General features: G+C 54.4%; 24 protein-coding genes. 11 read left to right on the top strand and 13 right to left on the bottom strand.

Annotated elements, in window-relative coordinates; translation table 11 throughout:
- From ACVWXD_RS14055 to ACVWXD_RS14030, 6 genes are all read right to left on the bottom strand, one after another.
- On the bottom strand, window positions 1-2,898 hold the full coding sequence (locus ACVWXD_RS14055) for a 2Fe-2S iron-sulfur cluster-binding protein (RefSeq protein WP_183701956.1): 2,898 nt from the start codon (window positions 2,896-2,898) through the stop codon (window positions 1-3).
- Window positions 2,895-3,197 carry a sarcosine oxidase subunit delta gene (locus tag ACVWXD_RS14050; RefSeq protein WP_183701953.1) on the bottom strand — a complete coding sequence of 101 codons (303 nt, stop codon included), beginning with the start codon at window positions 3,195-3,197 and terminating at the stop codon, window positions 2,895-2,897. Before ACVWXD_RS14050 ends, ACVWXD_RS14055 begins: the two co-directional genes overlap by 4 nt.
- A gap of 12 nt (window positions 3,198-3,209) precedes the next feature.
- Window positions 3,210-4,451, bottom strand: a complete 1,242-nt coding sequence (locus ACVWXD_RS14045) for an FAD-dependent oxidoreductase (RefSeq protein WP_183701948.1) — start codon at window positions 4,449-4,451, stop codon at window positions 3,210-3,212.
- Window positions 4,433-5,335: a bifunctional methylenetetrahydrofolate dehydrogenase/methenyltetrahydrofolate cyclohydrolase FolD gene (folD, locus tag ACVWXD_RS14040; RefSeq protein ID WP_183701945.1), complete on the bottom strand. Its 903-nt coding sequence runs from the start codon at window positions 5,333-5,335 to the stop codon at window positions 4,433-4,435. The genes ACVWXD_RS14045 and folD overlap by 19 nt, the downstream gene beginning before the upstream one ends.
- Window positions 5,332-6,198, bottom strand: a complete 867-nt coding sequence (gene purU / locus ACVWXD_RS14035; RefSeq protein WP_183701942.1) for a formyltetrahydrofolate deformylase — start codon at window positions 6,196-6,198, stop codon at window positions 5,332-5,334. The genes folD and purU (ACVWXD_RS14035) overlap by 4 nt, the downstream gene beginning before the upstream one ends.
- 232 nt (window positions 6,199-6,430) lie before the next feature.
- Window positions 6,431-7,036 carry a helix-turn-helix domain-containing protein gene (locus tag ACVWXD_RS14030; protein WP_183701939.1) on the bottom strand — a complete coding sequence of 202 codons (606 nt, stop codon included), beginning with the start codon at window positions 7,034-7,036 and terminating at the stop codon, window positions 6,431-6,433.
- Window positions 7,037-7,375: 339 nt separating this feature from the next.
- Between ACVWXD_RS14030 and glnT the strand changes: the two genes are divergently transcribed.
- The 5 genes from glnT (at window position 7,376) to folK (ending at window position 12,287) form a co-directional block, all read left to right on the top strand.
- Window positions 7,376-8,710, top strand: a complete 1,335-nt coding sequence (gene glnT / locus ACVWXD_RS14025; protein WP_183701937.1) for a type III glutamate--ammonia ligase — start codon at window positions 7,376-7,378, stop codon at window positions 8,708-8,710.
- A 64-nt stretch (window positions 8,711-8,774) separates the two neighbouring features.
- A complete protein-coding gene (locus ACVWXD_RS14020; protein WP_183701935.1) occupies window positions 8,775-9,680 on the top strand; it encodes a class II glutamine amidotransferase in 906 nt (301 codons plus the stop codon).
- Between the two features lie 11 nt (window positions 9,681-9,691).
- On the top strand, window positions 9,692-10,375 hold the full coding sequence (locus tag ACVWXD_RS14015; protein WP_068578964.1) for a GltB/FmdC/FwdC-like GXGXG domain-containing protein: 684 nt from the start codon (window positions 9,692-9,694) through the stop codon (window positions 10,373-10,375).
- Window positions 10,376-10,395: 20 nt separating this feature from the next.
- Window positions 10,396-11,718, top strand: coding sequence for an FMN-binding glutamate synthase family protein (locus ACVWXD_RS14010; RefSeq protein ID WP_068578966.1), 1,323 nt, complete (start codon window positions 10,396-10,398; stop codon window positions 11,716-11,718).
- 65 nt (window positions 11,719-11,783) lie between these two features.
- Window positions 11,784-12,287: a 2-amino-4-hydroxy-6-hydroxymethyldihydropteridine diphosphokinase gene (gene folK, locus ACVWXD_RS14005; protein ID WP_183701933.1), complete on the top strand. Its 504-nt coding sequence runs from the start codon at window positions 11,784-11,786 to the stop codon at window positions 12,285-12,287.
- A 166-nt stretch (window positions 12,288-12,453) separates the two neighbouring features.
- Here folK and purU (ACVWXD_RS14000) read toward each other — a convergent pair whose 3' ends face one another.
- The 5 genes from purU (ACVWXD_RS14000) to ACVWXD_RS13980 form a co-directional block, all read right to left on the bottom strand.
- Complete coding sequence (gene purU / locus ACVWXD_RS14000) at window positions 12,454-13,308, bottom strand: formyltetrahydrofolate deformylase (protein ID WP_183701930.1); 855 nt, start codon at window positions 13,306-13,308, stop codon at window positions 12,454-12,456.
- 66 nt (window positions 13,309-13,374) lie between these two features.
- Complete coding sequence (locus tag ACVWXD_RS13995; protein WP_183701927.1) at window positions 13,375-14,505, bottom strand: aminomethyltransferase family protein; 1,131 nt, start codon at window positions 14,503-14,505, stop codon at window positions 13,375-13,377.
- Between the two features lie 31 nt (window positions 14,506-14,536).
- Window positions 14,537-15,553 carry a heme-dependent oxidative N-demethylase family protein gene (locus ACVWXD_RS13990; RefSeq protein ID WP_068578973.1) on the bottom strand — a complete coding sequence of 339 codons (1,017 nt, stop codon included), beginning with the start codon at window positions 15,551-15,553 and terminating at the stop codon, window positions 14,537-14,539.
- A gap of 20 nt (window positions 15,554-15,573) precedes the next feature.
- Entirely contained in the window at window positions 15,574-16,512 is a 939-nt protein-coding gene (locus tag ACVWXD_RS13985) for a PDR/VanB family oxidoreductase (protein ID WP_183701924.1), read from the bottom strand.
- Window positions 16,509-17,057 carry a dimethylamine monooxygenase subunit DmmA family protein gene (locus ACVWXD_RS13980; RefSeq protein ID WP_183701921.1) on the bottom strand — a complete coding sequence of 183 codons (549 nt, stop codon included), beginning with the start codon at window positions 17,055-17,057 and terminating at the stop codon, window positions 16,509-16,511. The genes ACVWXD_RS13985 and ACVWXD_RS13980 overlap by 4 nt, the downstream gene beginning before the upstream one ends.
- A 325-nt stretch (window positions 17,058-17,382) precedes the next feature.
- Between ACVWXD_RS13980 and ACVWXD_RS13975 the strand changes: the two genes are divergently transcribed.
- The 3 genes from ACVWXD_RS13975 to ACVWXD_RS13965 all read left to right on the top strand — a co-directional run bounded on the left by ACVWXD_RS13975 (window position 17,383) and on the right by ACVWXD_RS13965 (window position 19,791).
- The gene (locus ACVWXD_RS13975; RefSeq protein ID WP_183701918.1) at window positions 17,383-18,372 is read left to right on the top strand and encodes an ATP-binding protein; all 990 of its coding nucleotides are present in this window, start codon (window positions 17,383-17,385) and stop codon (window positions 18,370-18,372) included.
- Window positions 18,369-19,049 carry a response regulator gene (locus ACVWXD_RS13970; RefSeq protein WP_183701915.1) on the top strand — a complete coding sequence of 227 codons (681 nt, stop codon included), beginning with the start codon at window positions 18,369-18,371 and terminating at the stop codon, window positions 19,047-19,049. The genes ACVWXD_RS13975 and ACVWXD_RS13970 overlap by 4 nt, the downstream gene beginning before the upstream one ends.
- A 103-nt stretch (window positions 19,050-19,152) precedes the next feature.
- A complete protein-coding gene (locus ACVWXD_RS13965; protein WP_164823657.1) occupies window positions 19,153-19,791 on the top strand; it encodes a PAS domain-containing protein in 639 nt (212 codons plus the stop codon).
- 53 nt (window positions 19,792-19,844) lie between these two features.
- Here ACVWXD_RS13965 and ACVWXD_RS13960 read toward each other — a convergent pair whose 3' ends face one another.
- On the bottom strand, window positions 19,845-20,663 hold the full coding sequence (locus tag ACVWXD_RS13960) for a molybdenum cofactor biosynthesis F family protein (protein WP_183701912.1): 819 nt from the start codon (window positions 20,661-20,663) through the stop codon (window positions 19,845-19,847).
- Window positions 20,664-21,058: 395 nt separating this feature from the next.
- A complete protein-coding gene (locus tag ACVWXD_RS13955) occupies window positions 21,059-22,075 on the bottom strand; it encodes an MsnO8 family LLM class oxidoreductase (protein ID WP_183701909.1) in 1,017 nt (338 codons plus the stop codon).
- A 322-nt stretch (window positions 22,076-22,397) separates the two neighbouring features.
- Between ACVWXD_RS13955 and ACVWXD_RS13950 the strand changes: the two genes are divergently transcribed.
- From ACVWXD_RS13950 to hpaR, 3 genes are all read left to right on the top strand, one after another.
- Window positions 22,398-23,567 (top strand): p-hydroxyphenylacetate 3-hydroxylase oxygenase component, encoded by a 1,170-nt coding sequence (locus ACVWXD_RS13950; RefSeq protein WP_183701905.1) that lies wholly within the window; start codon window positions 22,398-22,400, stop codon window positions 23,565-23,567.
- Window positions 23,568-23,643: 76 nt separating this feature from the next.
- Window positions 23,644-24,585 (top strand): p-hydroxyphenylacetate 3-hydroxylase reductase component, encoded by a 942-nt coding sequence (locus ACVWXD_RS13945; protein ID WP_183701902.1) that lies wholly within the window; start codon window positions 23,644-23,646, stop codon window positions 24,583-24,585.
- Window positions 24,586-24,754: 169 nt separating this feature from the next.
- A complete protein-coding gene (gene hpaR, locus ACVWXD_RS13940) occupies window positions 24,755-25,177 on the top strand; it encodes a homoprotocatechuate degradation operon regulator HpaR (protein ID WP_068578992.1) in 423 nt (140 codons plus the stop codon).
- Window positions 25,178-25,232 lie beyond the last annotated feature (55 nt).

The raw sequence follows: 25,232 nt of genomic DNA, 5'->3' as shown, positions 1-25,232 counted from the left end.
CTATAGCTCCTGACGGTTATTATTGGGGTCAAAGAACGGCAACTTCACTACCGTGGCGTGTACCACCAAGCCGCCTTCCACGCGTATGGGAATCTGTTGCCCTGGCGCGCTTTGTGAGGCGTCCGCATAGGCCAGGCCGATGATGGTTCCCAGCGTTTGCGAGTATTCGCAGGACGTCACGCTACCGCTGATGTCAGGCCCATTGAGCACCAGATGACCCTCAAGTGGCTGTGGGCTGTTTTTAGGCAAATTAAAGCCGACTAACTTGCGTTTCATTGGCTGAGCTTCGAGGATGTCCACTGAACGACGGCCGACGAAAAAAGGTTTGGTGCGACTGACTGCCCAGCCCATGTCAATCTCTGCTGGATGAGTCATGCCGTCTGTGTCCTGACTGATGATTACATGACCTTTTTCAAGACGCAGCAGACGTTGTGTTTCGACCCCGAATGGCCGGATATCGTATTCAACACCGGCCTGCATCAGAGCATCCCAGAGCGCCAAGGCGTGCCGTGAGGGGACGTGGATTTCGTAACCCAGTTCACCCACAAAACCGACACGTAGCAGGCGCGCCTTGATTCCCGCCACCGTTCCTGTACGGACGCCTAGGTAAGGGAAACCCTCTGCCGACATATCAAGATCGGTACAGAGTTTTTCCACCACCTTGCGCGAATCGGGTCCCGCGACATTAACAGCGCTGATCGCAGCGGTGACATTGGCGATGTCGACATCCAATCGCCACTGCGCATTCCACTTGAGCATTTGCTGATAAATGCGATCGACACCGCTGGTGGTCGCCGTCACGTAGAAGTGGTTTTCAGCAAACCGGGCGCATACGCCATCATCAATCACGACGCCATGTTCGTTGGTCATCAATGCATAACGCGACCGTCCAATCGGTTGCTTGAGGAACGCAAAGGTGTACATGCGATTCAGCAGTTCCGCCGCATCCGGCCCACGAATGTCCAGGCCTCCTAATGTCGATACGTCAATGATTCCGACCTTGTTTCGTACATGCAGCGCTTCGGCCTGCATGACTTTATCCCGCTCGGTTGTTTTGCCGTAGTACGCCGGCCGTTGCCAGATCCCGGCGGGCATCATCTTGGCACCTGCATCCAAGTGGCGGCGATGCATCGGGGTCTGACGGTACGGATCGAAAGCACGACCTGCAACGTGAGCGAGTTTCTCGGCGACAAAGGGCGGCCGTGCAGTGGTCACGCCGGTTTCGCTGATGTTCCGGTTCGTCGACGCCGCTACCAGACGAGCCGTTGGCAGCGCGGAGTGACGGCCTTGTGATGGCCCCATACCGACCGTGGAGTATCGCTTCACCAGTTGTATATCGCGGTAGCCGATCTTCGTGGCGTTAACGATGTCCCGCACTTGCAGGTCTTCATCAAAATCAACGAAGTCTTTGCCTTTTGGATGAGGGAAGATTGGCCAGGCGAAATTGACTTTTGCTTCAGGGCGAAAGACTGCTCGGGCTTCGCTCGTCGCGAGCCCTAGCGAAGTTACGATATCGGCAGCACAATTGGCGCCGTCCGCGAGTACATTGTCCAGTGCGTGGCGACCGTTCACCGAGCCGCAGAAACTCAGATTTTTTGGCTGCCCGCTGAGGGTGAATTCAGCCAATTGATCGTCATAGCTTAGCTTGCCTCCTGCCTGACAGAGCAGTTGGTACACAGGCATATAGCCTGCCGACATGCACAGCAGGTCGCAGTCTATTTGCTCGCTGGCGGTTGCGACTTGCCCCTGACCAGTTATTTTGCGCAGTTCGACACCGCTGATGTGACGCATGCCTTTTTCATGCAGCGCCTCGTAGACCGTCGTGGCGACCTTCAGCGCGATTGAGCGCCCGGTCAAGGCATTCAGCAAGTCCCGGTTGTCTGGCCCGTTACGCATATCAACGACGGCTGCGACGCTAACCCCTTGGTCATGAAGGTCGAGCGCCGCGAGATAGCCATCGTCATTGCCCGTTAGAACCACAGCGCGTTTGCCGGGTTTGACCGCGTAGAGCTTCATCAGTCGCAGGGCGGCACTGCTGAGCATAATTCCTGGTAAATCGTTGTTGCGAAAGATCACCGGCTGATCGAACGAACCGCTGGCGATCAGGCATTGAGTTGCACGTACCTTGAACATCCGCTTGCCTTGGATAGCAGGCAGGTAGTTGTCGGTGAACCATGCGTTGCAAGTGGCTTCTTTGAGGATCCGGATATTGGCATGGCTTTCGACTGCGCCGACGAGCGCTTGACGCAGGGTGCTGGCACGTACGCCTTCGATGTCGAAACGGGCATAGGTCAGAGAACCGCCTAATAGCGGTTGCTGCTCTATCAAAAGAACCTTGGCGCCCGCGTTTGCGGCGGTCAGTGCGGCTTGCAGACCGGCCGGCCCGGCACCGATCACTGCCAGATCGGTGAACAGATAAGCCTTGTCGTAATACTCGGGCCGGAACTCAAGATCCAGCACGCCCAGCCCCGCCTTCTTGCGAATGATCGGCTCCCACACTTTCCACATGCCCTTGGGCTTGTAGAAGGAGCGATAGTAAAAGCCCACCGGCATGAACTTTGAGAATTTGCCCAGATAGGCGTCCTTGTCATTGTTCAAAGAGCCGTTGAAGTTTTGTCCCGTGACGGTGAGGCCTTCCTCTAATGCATAGGCATCTGCCAACACATTGGGCTCATGGGGAAGTTGAACCAGGCTATTCGCATCCTGGCCAGCCATAGTCAGCACTCCGCGTGGGCGGTGGTACTTGAACGAGCGGGAAATCAGGAAGCGACCGTTAGCGATAAGCGCACTGGCGATACTGTCGCCCTGGAAGCCTTGATAGGCCACGCCGTCGAAGTTGAAATTGAGCGGTTTCTCGCGATCGATCAGCAGGCCCATGGGAGCAGGTAAGCGGCTCATCCTATTAACTCCTTGGTGGGTGTGGCAAATTCGATGCGAGCGGTGAACAGTTCCTTTGGATCAAAGGTGCGCAGGATCTCGTCGCTGCCGGTGTGACGTTCGGCGAGGAACCAGTAACTCGATGGTGTGTGCATCCACCATTCGCGAACCACACCCAGGGCGTCATCGCTGTTGAAAACGTAGTCGGCCCACTCGGCGTCGGTACAGGTCGCCGGGTTTGGCATGTTTTTGAACTCGCCGCCGTAGGTGAATTCGCTGATATTTCGCGGCCCGTTGAGCGGGCATATCATCACTTTCATGTTCCGCTCTCCTTAATGGCTGGCTGCCGTGGCGCCCATCTCGTTAACTTGCTGGAAGGTCGAAAAGCGCTCCAGACCAAACGGTTTGATCAAGTCGGGGACCTGGCCGCCACTGGCTACGAGTTCGGCCATGGTTTTGCCGCAGATCGGAGTGGCCTTGAAGCCCCAGGTTCCCCAGCCAGCATCCAGGTAGTAGTTCTTTACGGGTGACAGCCCCATGATTGGACTGTAATCCGGAGTCATGTCGGTGATCCCGGCCCACTGGCGCATCAGTTTGGCGTTGGCCAGAAATGGGAACATCTCGATGGCATGAGCCAGCAGGCTTTCTTTGAGGTCCAGAGTGGAGCGGGTGTTGAAGAGAGGGTAGGGGTCGGAGCCGCCACCAAACACCACTTCGCCTCGGCTAGTCTGCTGCACATAACAGTGCAAGGCCGATGAGCTCACCAGCGGATCCAGGAAGGGTTTGAACGGTTGTGTCACCATCGCTTGCAGCGGGTAGGTTTGAATGGGCGAGCGTATGCCGGCTTTTTTCATGAGCTGTGAACTCATGCCCGCGACAGCCTGCACTACGCACCCGCATTTGATCGTTCCGCGGTTGGTTTTGACGGCCGTGATGGTGCCGTTCTCAATGACCAGATCTTGTACTTCAGTGAGCTGATGGATTTCCACGCCACGTTTTGCAGCTTGTTTGGCGTAGCCCCAGGCCACGGCATCATGGCGTGCGGTGGCGCCATCCAAGTGCCACAGACCTGCCAATACCGGAATGTGGCCTGGGTCCAGATTAAGCGAGGGTACGAGTTCGCGAATCTGTTGGCGGTCGATGAGTTCGGAGCGGCCACCGTGATGTTTGTTCACTTCCGCCCGTTGGCGAAATGAGCGCACGGTAGCATCGGTATGTGCCAAGGTGAGTTGGCCACGTTGTGAGTACATGATGTTGAAGTCGAATTCATTCGACAGCCCTTCAAACATCCGCACTGACTCCGCGTAAAACTTTACGCCATCGCTGGTGAGGTAGTTGGAGCGAATCACTGCCGTATTTCGGGCGGTATTGCCACCGCCCAGATAGGACTTTTCCAACACCGCAATATTTGTAATTCCGTGGTATTTGGATAAGTAGTAAGCCGTCGCTAGCCCATGGCCCCCACCGCCAATAATGACCACATCGTAGGAGGACTTGAGCTCTTTAGGGGCGGGAAGATCAACTTCGACCGGATATTCCGAGCTCAGCCCATATTTCAGGAGATTGAAAGGCATGCTGCCTCCGAAGGCTGTTGAGCCTTGAATTGCTGCCGGGCAGCAATCACGGTGTTTTTCATGAGGAAAGCGATGGTCATGGGGCCTACGCCGCCAGGAACTGGCGTTACAGCCGACACCAAGGACAGAACATCATCGGTGTCTACGTCGCCGACAAGTCGACTGCGATCACCGTCCTGAATACGATTGATTCCAACATCGATCACGACGGCGCCGGGTTTTAGCCAACTGGCGTCGATCATCCGCGGGCGACCTACCGCCGCGATCACAATATCGGCCTGGCGTGCGAGGTCTTGGGGATTGCGACTGCGCGAGTGCAACACTGTCACCGTGCAATCGGCTTGCAACAGCAAGGCGGCCATGGGTTTGCCTACGATGTTGGAGCGACCCACTACGACCGCGTGTTTGCCGCGCAAATCACCCAACGTTTCACGCAGTAGGTACATGCAGCCGGTGGGAGTGCATGGCGTCAAAACATCACGTCCTTGACTCAGGCCACCCACGTTTTCGCTGTGAAAACCATCGACATCTTTGCGTGGGTCGATGGCCTGGAGTGCTCGTGTCTCTTCGACGTGTTTGGGCAAAGGCAATTGGAGCAGAATTCCGTGTACAGCAGGGTCGGAGTTAAGGGCATGAATCAAATTCAAGACCTTGGCTTCACTGGTGTCGGCAGGCAATTTGTGTTCGATCGACAAAATTCCGGACTCTTCGGCGCGAAGCACTTTATTGCGCACGTAGACTTGGCTTGCCGGGTCTTCACCTACAAGAATTACAGCCAGGCAGGGCTTGATACCGTCGATGACCAAGTCTGCGACTTCTTTTTTTACCTGTGCCAGTACGCGGCCGGCGGCCGCTTTGCCATCAATCAACTTATGCGCATTCATCGGAAGATCACCGTGCGGTCGTTATTGAGAAAAACGCGGTGTTGCAGGTGATACTTCACGGCCTTGGACAGTGCTACGGTCTCCGTATCCCTGCCAATGGCAACAAGATCATCAGGTAAATAGGCATGATCGACTCGTTGTACTTCTTGCTCAATAATCGGGCCTTCGTCCAGATCGCTGGTCACATAATGAGCCGTCGCCCCGATGAGTTTTACACCGCGTTCATAAGCCTGATGGTATGGCTTGGCCCCTTTGAAACCAGGCAAAAACGAGTGGTGAATGTTGATTGCCCGACCCGATAATTGTTTGCACAAATCGTTGGACAGAATTTGCATATAGCGGGCGAGAACCACCAGGTCTGTCTGGGTTTCGTCGACGATTTTCATCAGCTCCGCTTCTTGTTTGGCCTTGGTATCCTTGGTAACCGGCAAGTAAATGAAACGAATGCCTTCACGTTCGGCCATTGGACGAAGATCGAGGTGGTTGGAAACCACTGCGGTAATATTCATGTCCATTTCGCCCTTACTGTGGCGATAAAGCAGGTCGCTCAAGCAATGATCGAATTTGCTGACCATTAACAACACCCGCATCGGTTTGCTCTTATCGAACAGGTCCCAAGACATGTTGAATTTGCTCGCAACGTCGGTGAATCCTGCCCTGATCTGTTCTAGGTCTGCGCCTGGATGGTCCACGTTGAAGCGGAAAACCGCGCGCATAAAGAAGGTGTTATTGATCTCGTCGTCGAACTGCGACATTTCACCTATGTAGCAGTGACTGTCTGCGAGATAAGACGTCACGGCAGCCACAATCCCTGAAGTCGCCGGGCAACTGACCTTCAGAATGTAGGTATTTGTATCGTTCATGGTGGATCCTCGGGAGGTGACGGGCAGGTCATCACCGGGAAATTTATGGGTGGAAAAGTTTTTTACGGGCAAATAAAAATTCTCACAGGGAATAATATATTCCTGTGGTGCTTTTATAGGTGAACGATGGGAGGGGTGTCTAGCGTTTTGTGAAAATTAATTTCCTGCCAGGAAAGAGGTTTCGTCTCAGACGAGCCTCTTGGCAAGGTGGGGACGTAGGTGGACGGGAGTTTTACTCACCCGTCGCTGTATAGTTCACGATGGACAATAGTCGGATCGGCACCTGCACCAGTAATTCAGGGCCGTGTGGGATCTCGCCGTCGAAGGTCAAGCTGTCACCGGCTTCCATTCTATAGACCTGATTACCGTGGCGGTAATGCAGCTCCCCCTCCAGCAAATGCAGAAACTCAGTGCCGGAATGGGCAAAGGTTGGAAACTCCTCACTTGCGTCATCCATTGTGACCATATAGGCCTCAAAGCTCTTGTTCGGTCCACGAGTGTGGTTGAGCAAATGATAAGTGTGGCCTTTCTCGGTTCCGCGACGCACTACCTCAAGGCCTTCATCGCGTTTTACCAGCAATGCATTGCTGCCCTGTTGGTCATACTGACTGAAGAGTTTGGACATTGGCATGCCCAAGACATCGCAGAGCCGACTGAGCGTATCCAGGCTCGTTGAGACCTGAGCATTCTCTATCTTGCTCACCATCCCTTGGCTGATTCCAGCAATACGGGCGACATCTGACAGTTTTAGATCTTGAGCTTGGCGTTGACGCTTTATCTGCAGTCCCAAGTATTGCTCCAGCTTGAGCCGAGGTTGGTGTTCGACTGCTTCGTTCATGCTTGCACCCTTTGCTCGCGTTGGTCATTTGATCGCACTAAAAGTGCGCATCAATACAAATTTGCAGTCGCTGCATCCGTCAATTTATTCGTGCAGGGAAATAAATTTTCCCATATATCGTAGTCAGACGTCCTCTTTTTTATACCTCCTTTGGGGTAGGTGGCAAGAGTTGGCAGTCGGTTTGCATTCCTATTGGGAAAGAAAATTTCCTTGTGGGAATTTTAGCGATGCAGTACAACGCTCCGACATCAGGCTCATCACACATGTGCCGATCGGCAGCAACTGCCCTCGCTGCATAGACCACAGCCACTGATGTTGCCTTCACCAGGAGTCAGATCCATGTTGCCACTTGAAACCCAACGTTTGATTGAAGAGCACGGCATTAAGTATGTGCTGGCTCAGTTCGTGGACATTCATGGTGCCGCCAAGACTAAGTCGGTGCCTATTTGTGGATTGGAAACTGTAGCTGAAGCCGGTGCAGGGTTTGCCGGTTTTGCTATCAGCGGGATGGGTATGCAGCCCAATGGTCCGGACTTCATGGCTAAGGCCGACCTCTCGACCCTGACTCCGGTACCTTGGCAGCCAGGTTACGGCCGAGTGGTTTGTATCGGCCACGTGGATGGCAAACCTCACCCCTTTGATAGTCGTTATGTTCTGCAGCAACAGGTGAGTCGTTTGCAAGAAAAGGGCTGGACGTTAAACACAGGACTGGAGCCTGAGTTCAACCTGATGCGCCGTGATGAAAGCGGAAAGCTTCAATTGGTCGATCCCAGCGATAACCTGGACAAACCCTGCTACGACTACAAAGGGCTGTCACGTTCACGAGCTTTCCTGGAGCGCCTGACTGAAGCCTTGCAGCCCGTTGGCTTCGAGATCTATCAGATCGATCACGAAGACGCCAACGGCCAATTCGAGATCAACTATACGTACAGCGACGCCATGGAGTCGGCAGACCGCTTCACGTTCTTCCGCATGGCTGCCGGAGAGATTGCGAACGATATGGGGATGATCTGCTCGTTCATGCCCAAGCCAGATCCCAAACGTGCCGGTAACGGGATGCACTTCCATCTCTCGATCAGCAGTGCCGAAAGCAAAAACCTGTTCTTCGATGCCAGTGACAAGAACGGCATGGGTTTATCCAAACTCGCTTACCACTTTGCCGCAGGGCTGTTGGCCCATGGGCCAGCGTTGTGTGCCTTTGCCGCGCCGACGGTTAACTCCTACAAACGTCTGGTCGTCGGTAATTCTCTTTCAGGTGCTACATGGGCGCCTGCTTTTATCGCATTTGGTGCCAACAACCGATCGGCCATGGTTCGCGTTCCCTACGGTCGGTTGGAGTTCCGTCTGCCAGACGCCGGTTGCAATCCCTACCTGGTCAGCGCCGCAATCATCGCGGCTGGTCTTGACGGCATCGACCGTCAACTTGAGCCAGATCAAATCTGCAATGAAAACCTGTACAGCCTAAGTCTTGAAGAAATCGCCGGCCGAGGCATCAAGACATTGCCTCAGTCGCTTAAAGAAGCATGCGATGCACTTGAAGCCGATCCTTTGTTTGCAGAAGTGATGGGCAAAGACATCGTTGGCGAGTTTATCAAGCTCAAGCGCATGGAGTGGGTGGAGTACAGCCGCCATGTCTCTGACTGGGAAATCCAGCGATACACAGAATTCTTCTAATCAACTTCGTTTAGAGCGTCCAGGCATCGGGCCGGGCGCTCACTGCCTCCCAGGGAGACTCGATATGTGTGGAATTGTAGGTCTTTATCTAAAGAACCCGAAGCTGGAATCCCAACTCGGAAAGCTGTTTGAACCCATGTTGCAAGCCATGACGGATCGTGGTCCAGACAGTGCCGGCTTCGCAATCTATGGTGATGAAGTTGCCGACGGCTGGGTCAAGCTTACCCTGCAGGCGACAACTGAAGGGTTCGACTGGAAAACCCTTATGGGCGAACTGGAAGGGCGTTTGGGTTGTTCACTTGACTGGTTCCAGAACGCCAGTGCGGCGGTGCTGAAAATTCAAATTGAAGAGGCATCCGTTCGATTAGCCCTGGCTGATCTGGCGCCGAGTGTTCGCATTATGAGTGCCGGCCAGAGTATCGAAATTCTCAAGGGCATGGGTCTGCCGCAGGAAATTTCCCAGCGTTTCGGCTTAGCCGGCATGAAGGGTAGCCACATCATTGGTCACACCCGCATGGCCACCGAAAGTGCGGTGACCATGGAAGGCAGTCACCCATTTTCCACCGGTGCCGACCTGTGCCTGGTGCACAACGGCTCACTGTCGAATCACTTCCGCCTGCGACAGGAACTCAAGCGCGCCGGCATCCATTTTGAGACTGACAACGACACCGAAGTGGCGGCCGGTTACTTGACCTGGCGCCTGCAACAGGGCGATTCGCTGAAAGAAGCGTTGGACCACTCGCTGGAGGATCTGGACGGGTTTTTCACCTTCGCCATCGGCACCCGGAACGGTTTTGCGGTAATCCGCGACCCTATCGCCTGCAAGCCCGCGATTCTCGCGGAGACCGACGACTATGTCGCAATGGCTTCCGAATATCAGGCGCTGTCGAGCCTGCCCGGAATCGAAAACGCCAGGGTCTGGGAGCCGGCACCGGCGACTATGTACATCTGGGAACGCGAGTCAGCTTAAGGAACGCACAAATGAAAACTATCGATCTATCCACCACTACCGTGCGTGACTTCAATCAAGCGCTGCACGATCAAGTCGGCAATGTACAAGAGCACGAATGGGTCGTGACCCATTCCGACGGCAAGCACAACCTTGCCGTCGGCGTGAACGAAACCGTGTCCATCGATATTCAGGGCCATGCCGGCTATTACTGCGCCGGCATGAACCAGAAGGCGAGCATCACCGTCCATGGCAACGTCGGCGTTGGTTGCGCCGAGAACATGATGTCCGGCTACGTCCGGGTCAAAGGCAGTGCTTCGCAGGCGGCCGGTGCCACGGCTCATGGCGGTTTGCTGGTAATTGAAGGTGACGCGGGCGCACGGTGCGGAATTTCCATGAAGGGCATCGACATTGTGGTTGGCGGTAGCATCGGCCACATGAGTTGCTTCATGGGGCAGGCTGGTCGTCTGGTGGTATGCGGTGACGCCGGCGACGCTTTGGGCGATTCCTTGTATGAAACCCACATCTACGTCAAAGGTACCGTCGAGTCCCTCGGTTCGGATTGCATCGAAAAAGAGATGCGCGCCGAACACCTCCAAGAGTTGCAAGAACTGCTCAACAAAGCCGGATTCGAGCACAAGGCTACTGACTTCAAGCGCTACGGCTCCGCTCGTCAGTTGTACAACTTCAAAGTCGATAACGCATCCGCGTACTGATCCGCGCGAGGAGAATAGATATGAGTGACAAGACCCCTCCGGTGCTGCGCGAGTCGGCCACCTTCGACCGCCTGACCATTCAGGAAATCCAGCGTGCCGCCGAGACCGGCATCTACGACATTCGCGGTGGCGGTACCAAACGCAAACTGCCGCATTTCGATGACTTGCTGTTGCTCGGCGCCAGTGTTTCGCGTTACCCGCTCGAAGGTTATAGGGAGAAGTGCGGCACTGATGTAATCCTCGGCAACCGTTTCGCCAAGAAGCCGATTCACCTGAAAATTCCGGTGACCATTGCCGGCATGAGTTTTGGGGCGTTGTCAGCCAATGCCAAGGAAGCCCTGGGCCGCGGTGCGACCATCGCCGGCACCAGCACGACCACTGGTGATGGCGGCATGACCCCGGAAGAACGCGGACAGTCTCAGCATTTGGTCTATCAGTATCTGCCATCGCGTTACGGCATGAACCCGGACGACCTGCGTAAGGCTGACGCCATTGAAATCGTCTTGGGACAGGGCGCCAAACCGGGTGGCGGCGGTATGTTGTTGGGTATGAAAGTCACCGAGCGGGTCGCGGGCATGCGTACTTTGCCGATCGGTGTCGACCAGCGCAGCGCTTGTCGTCATCCGGATTGGACCGGTCCGGATGACTTGGCGATCAAGATTGCAGAGATCCGTGAAATCACCGATTGGGAAAAACCGATTTACGTGAAAATCGGCGCTAGCCGTCCCTACTACGACGTCAAACTGGCGGTGAAGGCCGGCGCTGACGTGATCGTTCTGGATGGTATGCAAGGTGGCACCGCAGCGACTCAAGAAGTGTTCATCGAACACGTGGGGATTCCGATCCTGCCGGCCATCCCGCAGGCGGTTCAGGCTCTGCAGGAGATGGGTATGCACCGTAAGGTGCAACTGATTGTATCCGGTGGAATTCGCAACGGTGCTGATGTGGCCAAGGCCATGGCGCTGGGCGCGGACGCTGTGGCTATTGGCACGGCGGCCCTTATCGCTCTGGGTGACAACCACCCACGACTGGACGAGGAGCTGAAGAAGATCGGCTCGGCGGCTGGTTTCTACGATGACTGGCAGAATGGGCGCGATCCGGCCGGGATCACCACCCAAGACCCAGAGCTCTCCAAGCGTCTGGATCCGGTGGAAGGCGGCCGACGTCTGGCTAACTACCTGCGGGTGCTGGTGCTGGAAGCCCAGACCATGGCACGCGCCTGCGGTAAGTCACATCTGCACAATCTTGACCCTGAAGACTTGGTCGCACTAACAGTTGAATCTGCGGCCATGGCCCGGGTGCCTCTGGCGGGCACTAACTGGATTCCAGGCAAGCAATACTGAGTAATCGAATCACGCTCCGCCCCAGAACTCTGTTCTCGGGCGGAGTTTTTATTTGGGGAATGCAGATGCTCGCATCCACGAACAGTCGCGATGTTTACATGTCTGACCCACGGCCAGCGGTGGAAGTGTTTTTAGGGGTAGGGAGTAATACTCAGCGCCAACGTCACCTGCGTATAGCCATTTGCGACCTACAGCATATTCTGCGAGACATCCGTTGCTCTCCAGTCTATGAAAGTGCTGCGATTGGTATAGAGGCTCCGGCCTTCCATAACCTCGTAGTGCGTGGCACGACGTGCCTGCAGCTTCCGAAGCTCAGCCGTGCGCTCAAGGAACTTGAGTTAAAACACGGAAGAAATAGGGAATCACCTGCAGTGGTTACGCTAGATGTGGACATTTTGATTTACGGTGAGCGGGAAGGATGCGTTGATGGACGGGTGCTTCCTTGTGATGAACTGATAACGCGTGCTTATGTGCTCAAACCAATGTCCCAACTAGTCCCGGAAAAGCTGCATCCGCTGACTGGTTTGTCTTATGCAAGCCTGTGGGCAGAATTTGAACTCAAAGACTGAATTGGCCTGCTCTGGCGGAACGCTCAGGTCTTGAGCGCCGGTGGGGATATTTTGATATCCAATAAAAAAGCGGGCCGAACCATCGACAGTTCAGCCCGCAAAGCCGCTCCTGATCAGACATTGTTGTCTGGTACCAACAATTCAGGGGCGCTTTTCCCGAGTGGAGTCAGGAGAAGATGACAGTCTTGTCACGGTTGATGAATACGCGGTGTTGCAAGTGATATTTCAGGGCTTTGGAAAGGGCAATAGTTTCGGTATCGCGACCAATTGCAACAAGCGCATCAGGATGGTATCCGTGGTCGACACGTTGTACTTCCTGCTCGATGATCGGGCCTTCGTCCAGGTCGCTGGTAACATAGTGGGCGGTGGCGCCAATCAATTTCACGCCTCGATCATAAGCTTGGTGATAAGGCTTGGCGCCCTTGAATCCTGGCAAGAAGGAGTGATGGATATTGATCGCGCGCCCCGACAGTTTCCTGCACAGATCGTCCGACAGAATCTGCATGTAGCGAGCCAGCACAACTAGCTCAGTACCAGTATCGTCGACGATCTTCATCAGTTCGGCTTCTTGTTGCGCCTTGGTGTCTTTGGTGACCGGCAAATAAACGAAGCGGATACCTTGGCGTTCCGCCATTGGACGCAGATCCAGATGATTGGAGACGATGGCCGTGATTTGCATATCCAGCTCACCTTTATGATGGCGATACAACAAGTCGACGAGGCAATGATCAAACTTGCTGACCATGATCAGCACCTTGGGTGGCTGATCCGAAGAAAAAAGCTCCCAAGTCATGTTAAACGGAGTGGCATTTTCATCGAAGCCCGCGCGCACACTTTCAATGTTAGGCTCGCAGCCATCATTGAAGCGAAATACGGCGCGCATGAAAAAGTTGCCAGTGAACTCATCATCAAATTGAGACAGTTCGCTGATGTAGCACTGTTTTTCAGCAAGGTAAGTGGTAACGGCGGCTACGATGCCCGAACGCGCTGGGCAGCTGATTTTCAAGATGTATTGGGTCATGGATTGGATTTCTTTACGAACGGTTAACAGGGTATCCAAGGCGCCTGCGAGAGGCGCCCTGAGTCATCAGCCTTTAGCGATACGCTTTTTCTTTTCGGGATCATCGAACGGCATGTTGTGTGCGATGGCACCGACTTCGAGGCTGCCTTTCACACGTAGCGGTGACCCATGCACGGCTACAGATTTATTCATTCGTGCAATTGCCAAGGAGCGTTTAGTGAGACGCGAGTACATGGGGCAAGTGATCACGCCGACGTACTGCCCGTCCTGCCATAACGTGTCGCCAGGCTCAGCGGCAACATCCGCGTCGAGTAATACGCCAAAAATCTTGAAGCGTTCCTGATTTTGCAAGCGATAGTGTTCCGTCGCACCGCGGAAATCCTGCTTGCCTGGCGACACGGTGAAATCGAGTCCCAATTCCCACAGCGTGTCGCCCGCCTTCTGGTCGGCAAACGGATACATTTCGGAGTTGTCGTAGGGGAAAAACAGCAAGTAGCTTTCGGTACGCAGCCAGTCCAACGCGGTAAATGCGCAGGGAATGATGCCTCGATCCTTGCCCTGTTCAAGGATGCTGTCCCAGATCAACGGAGCATCGGCAGCCTTGCAGAAAATTTCATAACCGCGCTCACCCGTATAGCCGGTACGCGAGATCATCACCGGACGATCGAACAGCTTGGTCTGTAGGTGATGAAAGTACGGCAAGTCGCGGATACCTGGCACATGCTCAGCCAGGAAGTCGACGGCTAGCGGGCCTTGAAGGGACAGGTCGTGGAGGTCATCGTCGAACAGTACGGCGACTTGACGACCTTGAGCCTGACGAACCAGGATTTCGTGACCATTCCCCGCGCCATGTACCACCATGAACGAGTTGGGTCCAGTGCGGTAGATCACGCAGTCGTCGGCAAACTTGCCTTCATCGTTGAGCATGCAGGCATAGACGGATTTACCCGGATAGACTTTGCTGATGTCGCGAGTGGTGGCGTAACTCAGCAGGCTTTCTGCATGCGGCCCCACGTAGTGGACTTTCTTGAGGCCTGACACATCCATCAGGCCCGCACGCGTGCGGATCGCCTCGTGATGGTCAGCCAGATCCGTTGCATAGGTCCAGGCAGTGCCCATGCCGTTCCAATCTTCAAGATTTGAACCGAGCGCCAGATGGCGCTCACGAAGAGCGCTAATGCGCCAAGAGTTTGCCATGATCGTTTCCTTCAGAGAGTGGTGGGAAGGGTCAAACTTGGACGTCGAACTGGCTCAACCACTCAACGAGCGGTTCGCGGTAGTTGTTCATCCCCTTGTACTCGGCAATCGGCTGCGGCAGATCGCGTAGAACGCGATGCAGTCGCGTGGCCCAAGCCGGATTGGTGGTCAGTTCGTTCATACTGGCCAGATAGGTGCGGATCCCGAACATCATTGCGTTACTACGAGGCAGCCTTGCAATGAATTGCTGTTCGACGCGCAAATGCACAAGCTCGCCAGCATTTTCAGTCGTGACACTGCTTCGATCCTTTCCCCACTCGTGGAAAGTCTCGGGTGAGGTGTCCATGCGTGGGTTGATAGTCAGTGTCCAGTTCAATCTCCGTACTGGCTTGTCGACTTGAATATTGAGCAGGTACTTGAGCGCTCGATCGAAAATACCCAGATCGTGGGCCAGCGGCACCGGGGTGTGCCATTGTTTGAAACTCATGCCCGCGTCGAATGCCAGCGACCAGTCGGCCGGGCAGGTAATCATTCCTGCGTCCATGAACAGATCACCGTCACGCTGGTCCAAGAGGGCGACATCGCCTTGCACTTGGCGACTAATGAACTCGAGTGGCTCATAGGGCAGAGTCGTCGCGTCGCCGAAGGTAAAATGCTGATCAATGTCTAGTACATGGTTTTGCCAATGCCAACGATTACCCGTTTGGTTGAGGGTAAACAATTGCGGGTAGTCACTGCTCAAATGCTCCATGTACATCTGCAGGGCATCCCACGCCGCGGTTTGCATATGAGGCATCACAAGATAGCGACGCGGATCATTCTGCAGCACGAGCGCACGCTCGGACATTTCAGACCTGTAGTGCTCGTCGATATCAAACCAATGCTCGTAAACGGAGCCTGGATCCTTTGACGTGGCAGGCTCAATGTTCACTGAGTACATGTACTGGTCTTCAGGAAACGGGAACGGAAACCGAGCGATTGCCTCTGGACTGTTGCGGTAAGTGAAATCGCCTCGAAATGTCTCGATGGGTTTCATTTTCAAAGTCATGGTAAAGCTCCAACTGCCGTTCAGAGGTCGATAACGAGTGAGTTGCCACAGCCGCGCGAGACACAGGGCATCAGGCTGCCGCTGCGTTCGATGGAGGTCAGGAAGTTGTCTCTATGATCAACATCGCCGTCTAGAAAACGGGTTACGCATTGCCCGCAAACGCCGCCGCGGCACATGTTGGGGATCTCAAACCCTTGGGCTTCAAGCGCTTCGAGGAGACTTTCGTCACCTTTCACTTCCAGGATTTGTCCCCCACGGGCCAACTTCACACTGAAGGGCTGGCCAGCTTCTGCGCTGGAGAACGCCTCCCAATGGATCCGACCAGAAGGCCAGCCGATGTTGCTGGCCTGTTCCTGAACACTGTTGATAAGCCGCTCCGGACCACATGTGTAGAGGTGACAACCCAGTGGGCGGTCGCGCAGGATGGTCGCTACATCGAGAGGGCGTTCCAGGCTTTCATATAGATTCAGCTTGTTACCCAGGCGCCCTTGGAGATGATCCAGGTAAGCATCCGTAAGACCTTTTCGGTAGGCGTAATGCAGCTCGAAGGAGGCGTGCTGGGCTAGCAGATGTTCGATGTAGGATAGAAACGGGGTTATTCCGATGCCGCCAGCAATCAGGACGTGATGTCTACCTTGTGAGTGAATAGGAAACAGGTTGGCTGGCTTGGTGAGTCGAAGCATATCGCCCACCTTCACCTCGCTGTGCATGTAAGCTGAGCCACCTCGAGTGGGGGACTGCAATCGAACTGCGATGCGGTAAGTGTCACATTGGGCAGGATCGCCCACGAGCGAGTAAGCATTTCGAAGCGATCTTTCCTCCAGAGGAATGTGCACCTGGATGTGACTTCCCGCCGAGTAAGTCGGTAGTTTCGATTCTGTGGGTTCGAAAGTGAACTCACGGATGACCGGCGTGATGACGCGCACATCATTGACCCGGACATTGATGAAATTGTTCATGCAACATCCCGCCCGTAAGGCTCGTCGGCGTTCAGACATACACCCAGATAAGCACCTAACCTGCGTGAGAAGTGCGCTCGCACTTCGAGTTCGACTCCACAGTTTTGGCAGGTCACTGTGTGTCGTACCGGCTGCGTTTGAAGGTCTGCGCAATGAACGCAATAAATCAGTTGATGGGTTCTACTTCCGGAATGGCCAAGGGTTATTTCTTCATTTGAAAGCCCTTGGGCAACCGCAAGCGCGTGCAACGTCCATATGAATGATTCATCGCCGAACAGGTAAAGATGGATTCCGATCCTGGCATCTCGTAGCAAATTGAACAGTGCTTGGTGCAGTTCGTTCTTATCTGCAATGGCGGGTGATCCGATGCTTAGCGAAATTAGATCGGTTTCAGCGCCGACTTCCATAATCATCCGGTCGCGGACATCGCTATCCGTCCCATCACTCACGAATACGTGTCGTGTGGCATACCTGTTAAAAACCACAGGGGAATACAGCGGAACGCTTTTGAATGGAGCATGAGGACATACATTTGAATCAGCCATAGCTGCTCTCCGTGATCAACTCTGCGCCGGAATAGGAAAGGCGCGCATTCCGGCTATGGTTTCGTCATGGGCAGTCTTAAAAGTGTGCAGTGATCGAACGTGTGAGGCGTTTGCCGCCTTCTATTGGTGCTGCCTGAAATGCTGAGCCAACCAGTCATCACTCCGCACGATGAAATTTCCTGATGGGATATATAGTTTCCTGCCAGGAATTGCCCTGCAAGCTACTCCTTGGCAGTACCGCTAAAGAGGTAGAGGCGCGGATGGGGTACGAAAATTGCTCTGTTCTTCCAAAACTTTGATCGCGTGATAATTTTTAGGAGGGCGCTTGACTACTTGCATGGCGAACGATTGCCCTCTGGATCAGCAGGCGCAATATCGGTTACAGATCGAGTTGCTGTTCGCGTTGATGAATCGCGTCGACCCGTTGGACGCGGTACAGACATTCGTGGATGCCATTTCAGGCTTGATCCCGCCAATTGAACTTGAGCTCGAGTTCGTCGATCAGTCGCTAGAGTCTGAGGACACCGCAGTGCGTATCCCGCTTTCTGGAAACGGTGTTTTGAGCCTGGCAGCCAAGGGCGCTAATTTGCCGAATGTCCGACCGTGGCTGATCGAAATAGCGCAGTTTATAGACAAGGCGTTAGGGACCGCGCATGGGTTTGCCTCAGCATCGGCCGCGGTAACGTCGACGTCGGCGCCGGCATCGATGATCGCTCGCGACCTGCATGATGGAGTTGCTCAGGAACTTGCCTACCTATCTCTGCAAATGGGCTTGTTAGTACGCAAAATCCGCCAGCCTGAAAAGGCCAGGCCGCTCGCTGAAGAGTTGAGGGCTGGGCTGAGCCGACTTCAGCGGCGGGTCAGAGAGTTGATCAGCCATGCTCGATTAAGCCTTAGCGGAAAATCGTTGCGACAGTCCCTCAGCGAACTGGTGCACGAACTTTCACCGCGCAGTGACATAGTCTTCAATCTGGACAATCGTCTTCCGGATGGCCTCTTGGGTGCCGAGGTGGAACTACAGTTAATGCACATCGTTAGGGAGGCGCTTGTCAATGCAATTCGCCATTCCCGCGCGAAGACCGTCAGCATTGAGTTACGCGCCAACTCCCCCGGCTATGTGCTCATCAAGGTCGAGGATGACGGCGTGGGTTTGCCGCCGAGCGTGCAAGGCTCCGGACACTACGGCATCACCATCATGGAAGAGCGCGCTGCCTCGATTGGCGCTGACTTCGCAATCGCCATCAGGGAGGAAGGCGGGACACGCATCCGTCTGTTCTTTCCAATCACCACTCACGCAGAAGAAGCTAGCCATTGAGCCAGACATCAATTGTACTCATCGATGATCATCCGCTGCTGCGTCGAGGGCTGGCCGAAATGTTTGCCGACACCTGCGACCTCGATGTGATTGGACAAGCAGGGGATGGGCAACAAGGCATTGAGCTGGTGCTCAGGCTCAAGCCGGATTTTGTGCTGCTGGATCTGCACATGCCCGGCATGAATGGATTGCACGTGTTGGAAGAGCTCAAAAGGTTGAAGGTTACCGCCCAGATAATCGTACTGACTGCGGAACTCAATCGAACTGAACTTCTGTGTGCACTTCGGCTGGGGGCTGAGGGATTCATATTGAAGGATACCGACCCGGAGATTTTGCTTGAATACGTTCGCTCTTGCGCTACCGGCAACGCTACCTTGAGCGAAAGTCTGGTGGCTTTGGTCGCCGAACATAATTTTGAGACGGGTACTGTTGATACTAATGCTGTCGAGCAACTGAACTCGTCACTCACTAATCGCGAAAGGCAGACGTTGATGCTAATCGCCCATGGCCGGAGCAATAAACTGATTGCGCGCGATATGCAGATCAGTGAAGCAACGGTGAAGGTCTATGTAAAAAGCCTGATGCGCAAACTCAAAATGCGCTCCCGTCTGGAGCTCGCAACTTGGATGATCCAAAACTCGCCTCCGTCAGGTGGAAAACCCAATGTCTCTCACTGAATCTATGCGCGAGCCAGAGTGGTTGGATGCCCTCCCTGTTCCTGTGATAGTGGTGGGAGAGGACGGTCGAATAGTGCGTCACAACCGTCATTGGAATGGGCGAATGCACTGCACCGTTGGCGATTTTTTTGAATCGGCGGTTCACCACGAAGACAAGGGGAGGTGGCTGGACTTGCTAGTGAGCGCTCGGCTTATGCCTGGTGCACCGCAGACCCTCGAGCTTCGTTTCATTGACCGAGCGAGCAAGCTGCTTTGGGGCGAGGTCAGCTGCCAGTGTCATGAGGGGCAGCTCTATCTGACCTTTATTGATCGAACAGCGAGCCGCCAGCAGGCCATCCAGATGCAGGCCGACTATCGAAGTGCCACAGACCTGCTTCATAGTCTCCCTGCCCTGGTGTATCGAGGGAGAATCAACCGTGAGTGGACGATGGAATTCGCAAGTAACGGATGCGAGGCACTGACGGGGTATAGCGCACAGTCTATTCGCGACGGCATAAACGGAACCTATGGTCAGCTTATCCTCCCTGAATACGCGGATTATATTTGGGAAGGTGTACAGAGTGCCCTCATGCGAAAAGAGCCTTATGCTCTGACCTACAGAATCCGCTGCGAGAATGGGGAGGTGAAGTGGGTACTGGAGAAGGGAACCGGTATATTCACTGACAGTGGCGAACTACTCGGGATAGAAGGCCTGATTCTTGAAACTGCACCCCCTTCATCCGCTCTTTGGTCGAGAGAATGAAGGAGTTTTTCCGCCTCAAGGCTCTGACGGGATAATGCACATGATCTTCTGTTTCATTCTTCAAAAACGGTCGGATACCGGGTTGCATTAAGAGGCGTCGCCTTGGAGCCGAACATCAGGTGAATCAGCTTGGCGGGCTTGGGATCCCAGCAAAAGAAACGGCCGATCGAGCGCATTTGTTTCAAGTCCACAGCGATCACCGACTCGACTGGCATAATCGTCTCGGTCCAGAACAAAACGTAGAGGTCTTCAGCTACGTCGAAATACGCACACTTTTCCACATCCGCGAGACCTTTTTCAGCGCCGTTCACACAGTGCCAAGCCATGGTTTCGGGACCGAAATACACATGTTCGTACCAATCGTCCGAGCTGTAGCGGTACAGCACGCGCTTGCCGACTAAACTGGACGACTGCAGAATCGGAGCGCCTCCAGGTAGGCCCTGAACTACGGCCGTCGCAAAATCAGTACGGGTGCGCTTTTCGCCCTCTCGATCATAAAAAGATGAAACGGCTGCGAGCACATCGCCGGTTTCAAGTTTCCAAATGAGCGTTGCCGACTCTTGATAAGCCGGTTTCAAGAATTCGACGAAGAATATTCCGGTGCGCACTTCGACCGCTTCATACGTGTCGGTCGACGTGAAACCAGTACCTTCGCCTTCAAGAATGGTCCACTTCAAAGTGGTGGCATCAACAAAATTATGTTCAATCACCCAACCGTTGTCGAATTGCAAATTGACGATTTTCCCCGCCAGTGCAGCTGTTGCCGGGTATTTGTGCTCGCCAAAACCGTCGGCCATTTCCGCTAGAGTTGGCCATTGCTCTTCAGGCACGTAGCGCTGAAGTTTGAGTTCTTCTTCAATTTGATAACTCATGGGGGGTCTCCTGATTAAGACGATGGAGGCTTTCGAAAACTCGATGCTATGAACACGCCGCGATAAAGTCTTGGATATCCATGCCATGGCTTGGCTGCTAGTGACAATCTCGTGAAATCAGGCGCGCCGTTGCATTCCTATGCCGCCGAGCAGGGGGGGGGGCAGGTGTTCTTAACAAGACAATTGAAGTTGGTGGCCGTTGCTTAAAGGTGCTCACTTTCTCCACCGATCACGGAACATGGAGATTAATTATTCCGAGCCCGTGACAGATTCTCAACCATCACTATTCGCGATGCCAGATGCGCAGGTTTTTAAAGGCAGCGAAGAATTAGAAAGGGCGGGGTGCTGACAGAGCAACTCGTTCATGCTTAGGCCCCGCACAGTTCTCGACAGCGCTATTTCGCAAGGAGTGCTTGAGCGAGATGTTCATAGCTGGCGAGCCTGTCTTCAAACCCATGGGTCACGGTGACAATTCCTGCTTCATGCGTGCCAAATGATTTGCAGAGTCGGAGGATTTCCGCACGGCAAAATGAGGCCGAGCCGACGATCATACTCTCCAGCATCTCATCAAATTCGGCACGCAAAGCTGCTGTCATTCGCTGCCTGCGGCGCTCGACTTCCTCTGGACTTAAAAGCGGTTCTCGCGGGCCGCGGCCAGTCATCAGTTTACGATAAACAGCCGTGCCTGCGATGAATCGGGCTTGTTCATCCGTTTCAGCACAGACAACCGCAAGTGCCAGTAGCCGCTGGGGCTTCTGATCATGCCCCGCGTTGACCAGCGCTTGATTGTGATGATCAAAAATTGCCGGCGTGCATGTTTGTGGGGCAATGAACCGAGCCAACGCCAAACCCATTCCCAACTGCCCGGCCAGGCCGGCGCTGCCTCCGCCGGATCCCAACATCCAGAGTGAAGGACACGCGCCGTCATTGGGCGGAAAATGCAATTGCGAAAAAGGGTGGGCGGCCGGAAAGCTGTTTCTCAAGTACGCGCATAGTTGTGCTGCTTGCTCTGGAAAGTGATCCACGTCACTTAGATGCGCGGGGAATGCAAGGGCGGCACTGCTCAACTGACTGCCTCCTGGCGCGCGTCCAACTCCAAGGTCAATGCGTCCAGGAAAAAGCGATGTCAGAAGACGGAAGACTTCTGCGACTTTGTAAGGGCTGTAATGAGTCAGCATTACTCCGCCACTGCCTATGCGCATGTGTTTTGTATGGCTGGCGATGTGAGTCAGAAGAATTTCGGGCGCCGGACCGGCAAACTGAATGCTGCTGTGATGTTCAGCGAGCCAATATCGATGGTAGCCCAATGCGTCACAGGCTTTCGCTAGCTCCAGCGAAGTGTGCGGGGCATGGGTTGGGGGGCGATCGCCATGTATCGGTGTTTGGTCGATCACAGTGAGTTGCACTGACATGGTTGTTGCCTCTTTATCCAGACTGGGATGACTCGCGTGAGGTGAAGTTCGTCACCGCGCCGTTTCGTGACATTCTCGAGATCGGCATGTTCACAGGCGTTACTCAGCGCTGCAAGCTTTGGAGGCATACACTATGAAAAGTGCAATCTTCCATCTGGAAGGTGCATTTTTCTCATCGGCGTTGGCTTTCATACTGGGCTCGTATTCTTTTAGTGGTTGTCTTGCAATACCAAGTTGACTAGGGGCTCACCTTGCTCAGTTCGTCACGCCTGTGTTTGTCATGAACGACCGCAACGCATCCAATAATAAGCAGAGTCGAACCATGAAAAAGCCTAATCCCTTGCTCGAAGACCTCAAGTCCCTTCTGCCGACTATCGCCGCCAACGCCTTCCAGGCGGAAGAGGACCGCCAAGTTCCGGCCGAAAATATCGCGCTGTTGAAAACTATCGGCATGCATCGCGCCTTTCAACCGAAGAAATTTGGTGGCATGGAAATCTCCTTGCCGCAGTTCGCTGATTGCATTGCTTTGCTCGCGGGCTCTTGCGCAAGTACTGCTTGGGCCATGAGCCTTTTGTGCACCCATAGCCACCAACTCGCGATGTTCTCTGCCCAGCTGCAGGATGAGATCTGGGGCGATGATCCGGATGCAACCGCCAGCAGCAGCATTGCTCCCTTTGGTCGTACAGAAGAGGTCGAAGGCGGTGTCACGTTCAGTGGTGAGATGGGTTGGAGCAGTGGCTGCGATCACGCCGAATGGGCGATCGTGGGCTTTCGTCGCAAAAACGCTGAAGGTACTCAGGATTACTGTTTTGCAGTGCTGCCTCGCAGCGACTATGAGATCCGCGATGACTGGTACGCCATCGGTATGTGCGGCAGTGGCAGCAAAACGCTGATCATCGACAAGGTCTTCGTTCCAGAGCACCGTATCCAGAAAGCCAAGGACATGATGGAGGGCAAGTCCGCCGGGTTCGGCTTGTACCCGGACAGCCAAATTTTCTACTCCCCGTACCGTCCGTATTTCGCCAGTGGTTTCGCCACCGTGAGCCTAGGTGTAGCTGAGCGCATGCTCGATGTGTTCCGCGAGAAGACCAAAAACCGCGTTCGCGCATACACCGGTGCGGCGGTGGGCGCGGCCACCCCGGCGTTGATGCGCTTGGCGGAATCCACTCATCAGGTGGCTGCGGCGCGCGCGTTCCTGGAAAAAACCTGGCAGGAACACGCCGAGCACAGCGAGGCGCACGTGTATCCGAATTCTGAAACCTTGGCGTTCTGGCGCACTAACCAAGGCTATGCCACCAAGATGTGTATCCAAGCTGTCGATCGGCTGATGGAAGCGGCTGGCGGTGGTGCCTGGTTTAAAACCAACGAGCTGCAGCGCTTGTTCCGTGATTCGCATTTGACCGGCGCTCATGCCTACACCGACTACGACGTCTGCGCACAAATCCTTGGCCGCGAGCTGATGGGCCTGGAACCTGATCCGACCATGGTCTGATCGGTCTTCAAAAAGCATCGCGCTACTTACATAACAACAATCAGGGTTGCCGTTCAGCGCGACCCGGGAGATTCACATGTCCGCAGAACTCGAAACCACCTTCGACACCCGTGCCTTTCGCCGCGCACTGGGTAACTTTGCCACCGGGGTGACCGTTGTCACCGCCGCCACAGCCAGCGGGCGCAAAGTGGGTGTGACCGCCAACAGCTTCAATTCGGTGTCTCTGGACCCTCCTTTGGTTCTTTGGAGCATCGACAAACGCTCCAGCAGCCATGAAGTATTTGAAGAGGCGAGTCACTTCGCAGTGAACGTGCTGGCGGCCGATCAGATTGACCTGTCCAATAACTTTGCTCGCCCCAAGGATGACCGCTTCGCCGGTATCGAATACGACCCGGGCGAGGGCGGTTCGCCGGTGTTCGCCGATTGCTCGGCACGCTTTCATTGCGAAAAATTCCAGCAGGTTGATGGAGGTGATCACTGGATCATGATCGGTAAAGTTGTCGCATTTGATGATTTTGGACGTTCACCGCTGCTGTATCACCAAGGCGCCTATTCGATGGTGCTGCCGCATACGCGCATGACCAAACGGGAAGAAGGCCAGGCGCCGAGCAGTCATTTCCAGGGGCGTCTTAGCCACAACCTTTACTACCTAATGACTCAGGCTCTGCGTATTTACCAAGCCAGTTATCAGCCACGGCAATTGTCCACCGGCCTTCGCACCAGTGAAGCGCGAATGCTGATGGTGTTGGAGAATGACGCAGGTTTGAACATTGCGGATTTGCAGCGAGAAGTTGCGATGCCAGCGCGTGAAATTGAAGAAGCGGTCGCAAATCTAAAGCGCAAGGGTCTAGTCAACGATGACGGCGATCGCGTGCGCCTCACCGTCAAAGGCGTCGAGGAAACGGAAGGGTTGTGGTCGATCGCGAAAGAGCAGCAGGAAAAGGTGTTTGGTCAGTTCAGCGACGAACAGGTCGATCACTTCAAAGTTGTACTACAAGGAATTATTAAAGGGGCTTGAACGGCGCCTTATTGGAATGCAGTGACGGCACCATAAGGTGCCGTTTTTGCGTGTAGCGACAGGTGATGAAGCAGTTGTAAACGAATACATCATGAAGCGAGCATTAAACGAACTACGATGATAGAATTTTAGTTAATAAATTAACTAACCATGGTCTCGACGGTTTCCTATGCTTCAGCCGCGCCAATCACTGACTCTGACACTGCTCCAAGCTCGCGAAGCGGCTATGGGGTTTTTCCGTCCCTCCCTGAATCAGCATGGATTGACCGAGCAGCAATGGCGGGTTATCAGAATTCTAAGTCAACATAGAGAACTGGAGATCAACCGCCTGGCCGAGCTCGCATGCATCCTTAAACCGAGCATGACCGGTGTACTCGCACGTATGGAAGCTGCAGGTATGGTGGTACGTCGCAAAGTTGAGCAAGATCAGCGGCGGGTTCTAGTGCGACTGGCGGAAAAAGGGGAGGCGTGCTTCAGCTCGATGAGCCAGAACATGGAGGAAAACTATCTACGTCTTCAAGCGCAATTGGGAGAGGAGAAGCTGCAGACACTTCTTTCATTACTCAACGATTTGAAAACGCTTAAGCGCTGATCGATTGATCCCAGTCATTAGGGTCTCAGAAAACGATGAGCCAGAGCCTCTGGCC

The organism is Pseudomonas sp. TE3911, from assembly GCF_054062775.1.
The sequence above is the reverse complement of the archived record's forward strand: the minus strand, read 5'-3'. Positions and strand labels throughout refer to the sequence as shown.

Coding starts and splice junctions, on each gene's coding strand:
- ACVWXD_RS13965 (WP_164823657.1), top strand. CDS start 19,153: ATGCACTGCACCGTTGGCGATTTTTTTGAATCGGCGGTTCACCACGAA.
- ACVWXD_RS14010 (WP_068578966.1), top strand. CDS start 10,396: ATGAGTGACAAGACCCCTCCGGTGCTGCGCGAGTCGGCCACCTTCGAC.
- purU (WP_183701942.1), bottom strand. CDS start 6,198: ATGAACGATACAAATACCTACATTCTGAAGGTCAGTTGCCCGGCGACT.
- purU (WP_183701930.1), bottom strand. CDS start 13,308: ATGACCCAATACATCTTGAAAATCAGCTGCCCAGCGCGTTCGGGCATC.
- glnT (WP_183701937.1), top strand. CDS start 7,376: ATGTTGCCACTTGAAACCCAACGTTTGATTGAAGAGCACGGCATTAAG.
- ACVWXD_RS13955 (WP_183701909.1), bottom strand. CDS start 22,075: ATGTCAGTGCAACTCACTGTGATCGACCAAACACCGATACATGGCGAT.
- ACVWXD_RS13980 (WP_183701921.1), bottom strand. CDS start 17,057: ATGGCTGATTCAAATGTATGTCCTCATGCTCCATTCAAAAGCGTTCCG.
- hpaR (WP_068578992.1), top strand. CDS start 24,755: ATGCTTCAGCCGCGCCAATCACTGACTCTGACACTGCTCCAAGCTCGC.
- ACVWXD_RS13950 (WP_183701905.1), top strand. CDS start 22,398: ATGAAAAAGCCTAATCCCTTGCTCGAAGACCTCAAGTCCCTTCTGCCG.
- folD (WP_183701945.1), bottom strand. CDS start 5,335: ATGAATGCGCATAAGTTGATTGATGGCAAAGCGGCCGCCGGCCGCGTA.
- ACVWXD_RS13960 (WP_183701912.1), bottom strand. CDS start 20,663: ATGAGTTATCAAATTGAAGAAGAACTCAAACTTCAGCGCTACGTGCCT.
- ACVWXD_RS13985 (WP_183701924.1), bottom strand. CDS start 16,512: ATGAACAATTTCATCAATGTCCGGGTCAATGATGTGCGCGTCATCACG.
- ACVWXD_RS13990 (WP_068578973.1), bottom strand. CDS start 15,553: ATGACTTTGAAAATGAAACCCATCGAGACATTTCGAGGCGATTTCACT.
- ACVWXD_RS14030 (WP_183701939.1), bottom strand. CDS start 7,036: ATGAACGAAGCAGTCGAACACCAACCTCGGCTCAAGCTGGAGCAATAC.
- ACVWXD_RS13945 (WP_183701902.1), top strand. CDS start 23,644: ATGTCCGCAGAACTCGAAACCACCTTCGACACCCGTGCCTTTCGCCGC.
- ACVWXD_RS14015 (WP_068578964.1), top strand. CDS start 9,692: ATGAAAACTATCGATCTATCCACCACTACCGTGCGTGACTTCAATCAA.
- ACVWXD_RS14050 (WP_183701953.1), bottom strand. CDS start 3,197: ATGAAAGTGATGATATGCCCGCTCAACGGGCCGCGAAATATCAGCGAA.
- ACVWXD_RS14020 (WP_183701935.1), top strand. CDS start 8,775: ATGTGTGGAATTGTAGGTCTTTATCTAAAGAACCCGAAGCTGGAATCC.
- folK (WP_183701933.1), top strand. CDS start 11,784: ATGCTCGCATCCACGAACAGTCGCGATGTTTACATGTCTGACCCACGG.
- ACVWXD_RS13995 (WP_183701927.1), bottom strand. CDS start 14,505: ATGGCAAACTCTTGGCGCATTAGCGCTCTTCGTGAGCGCCATCTGGCG.
- ACVWXD_RS14045 (WP_183701948.1), bottom strand. CDS start 4,451: ATGCCTTTCAATCTCCTGAAATATGGGCTGAGCTCGGAATATCCGGTC.
- ACVWXD_RS14055 (WP_183701956.1), bottom strand. CDS start 2,898: ATGAGCCGCTTACCTGCTCCCATGGGCCTGCTGATCGATCGCGAGAAA.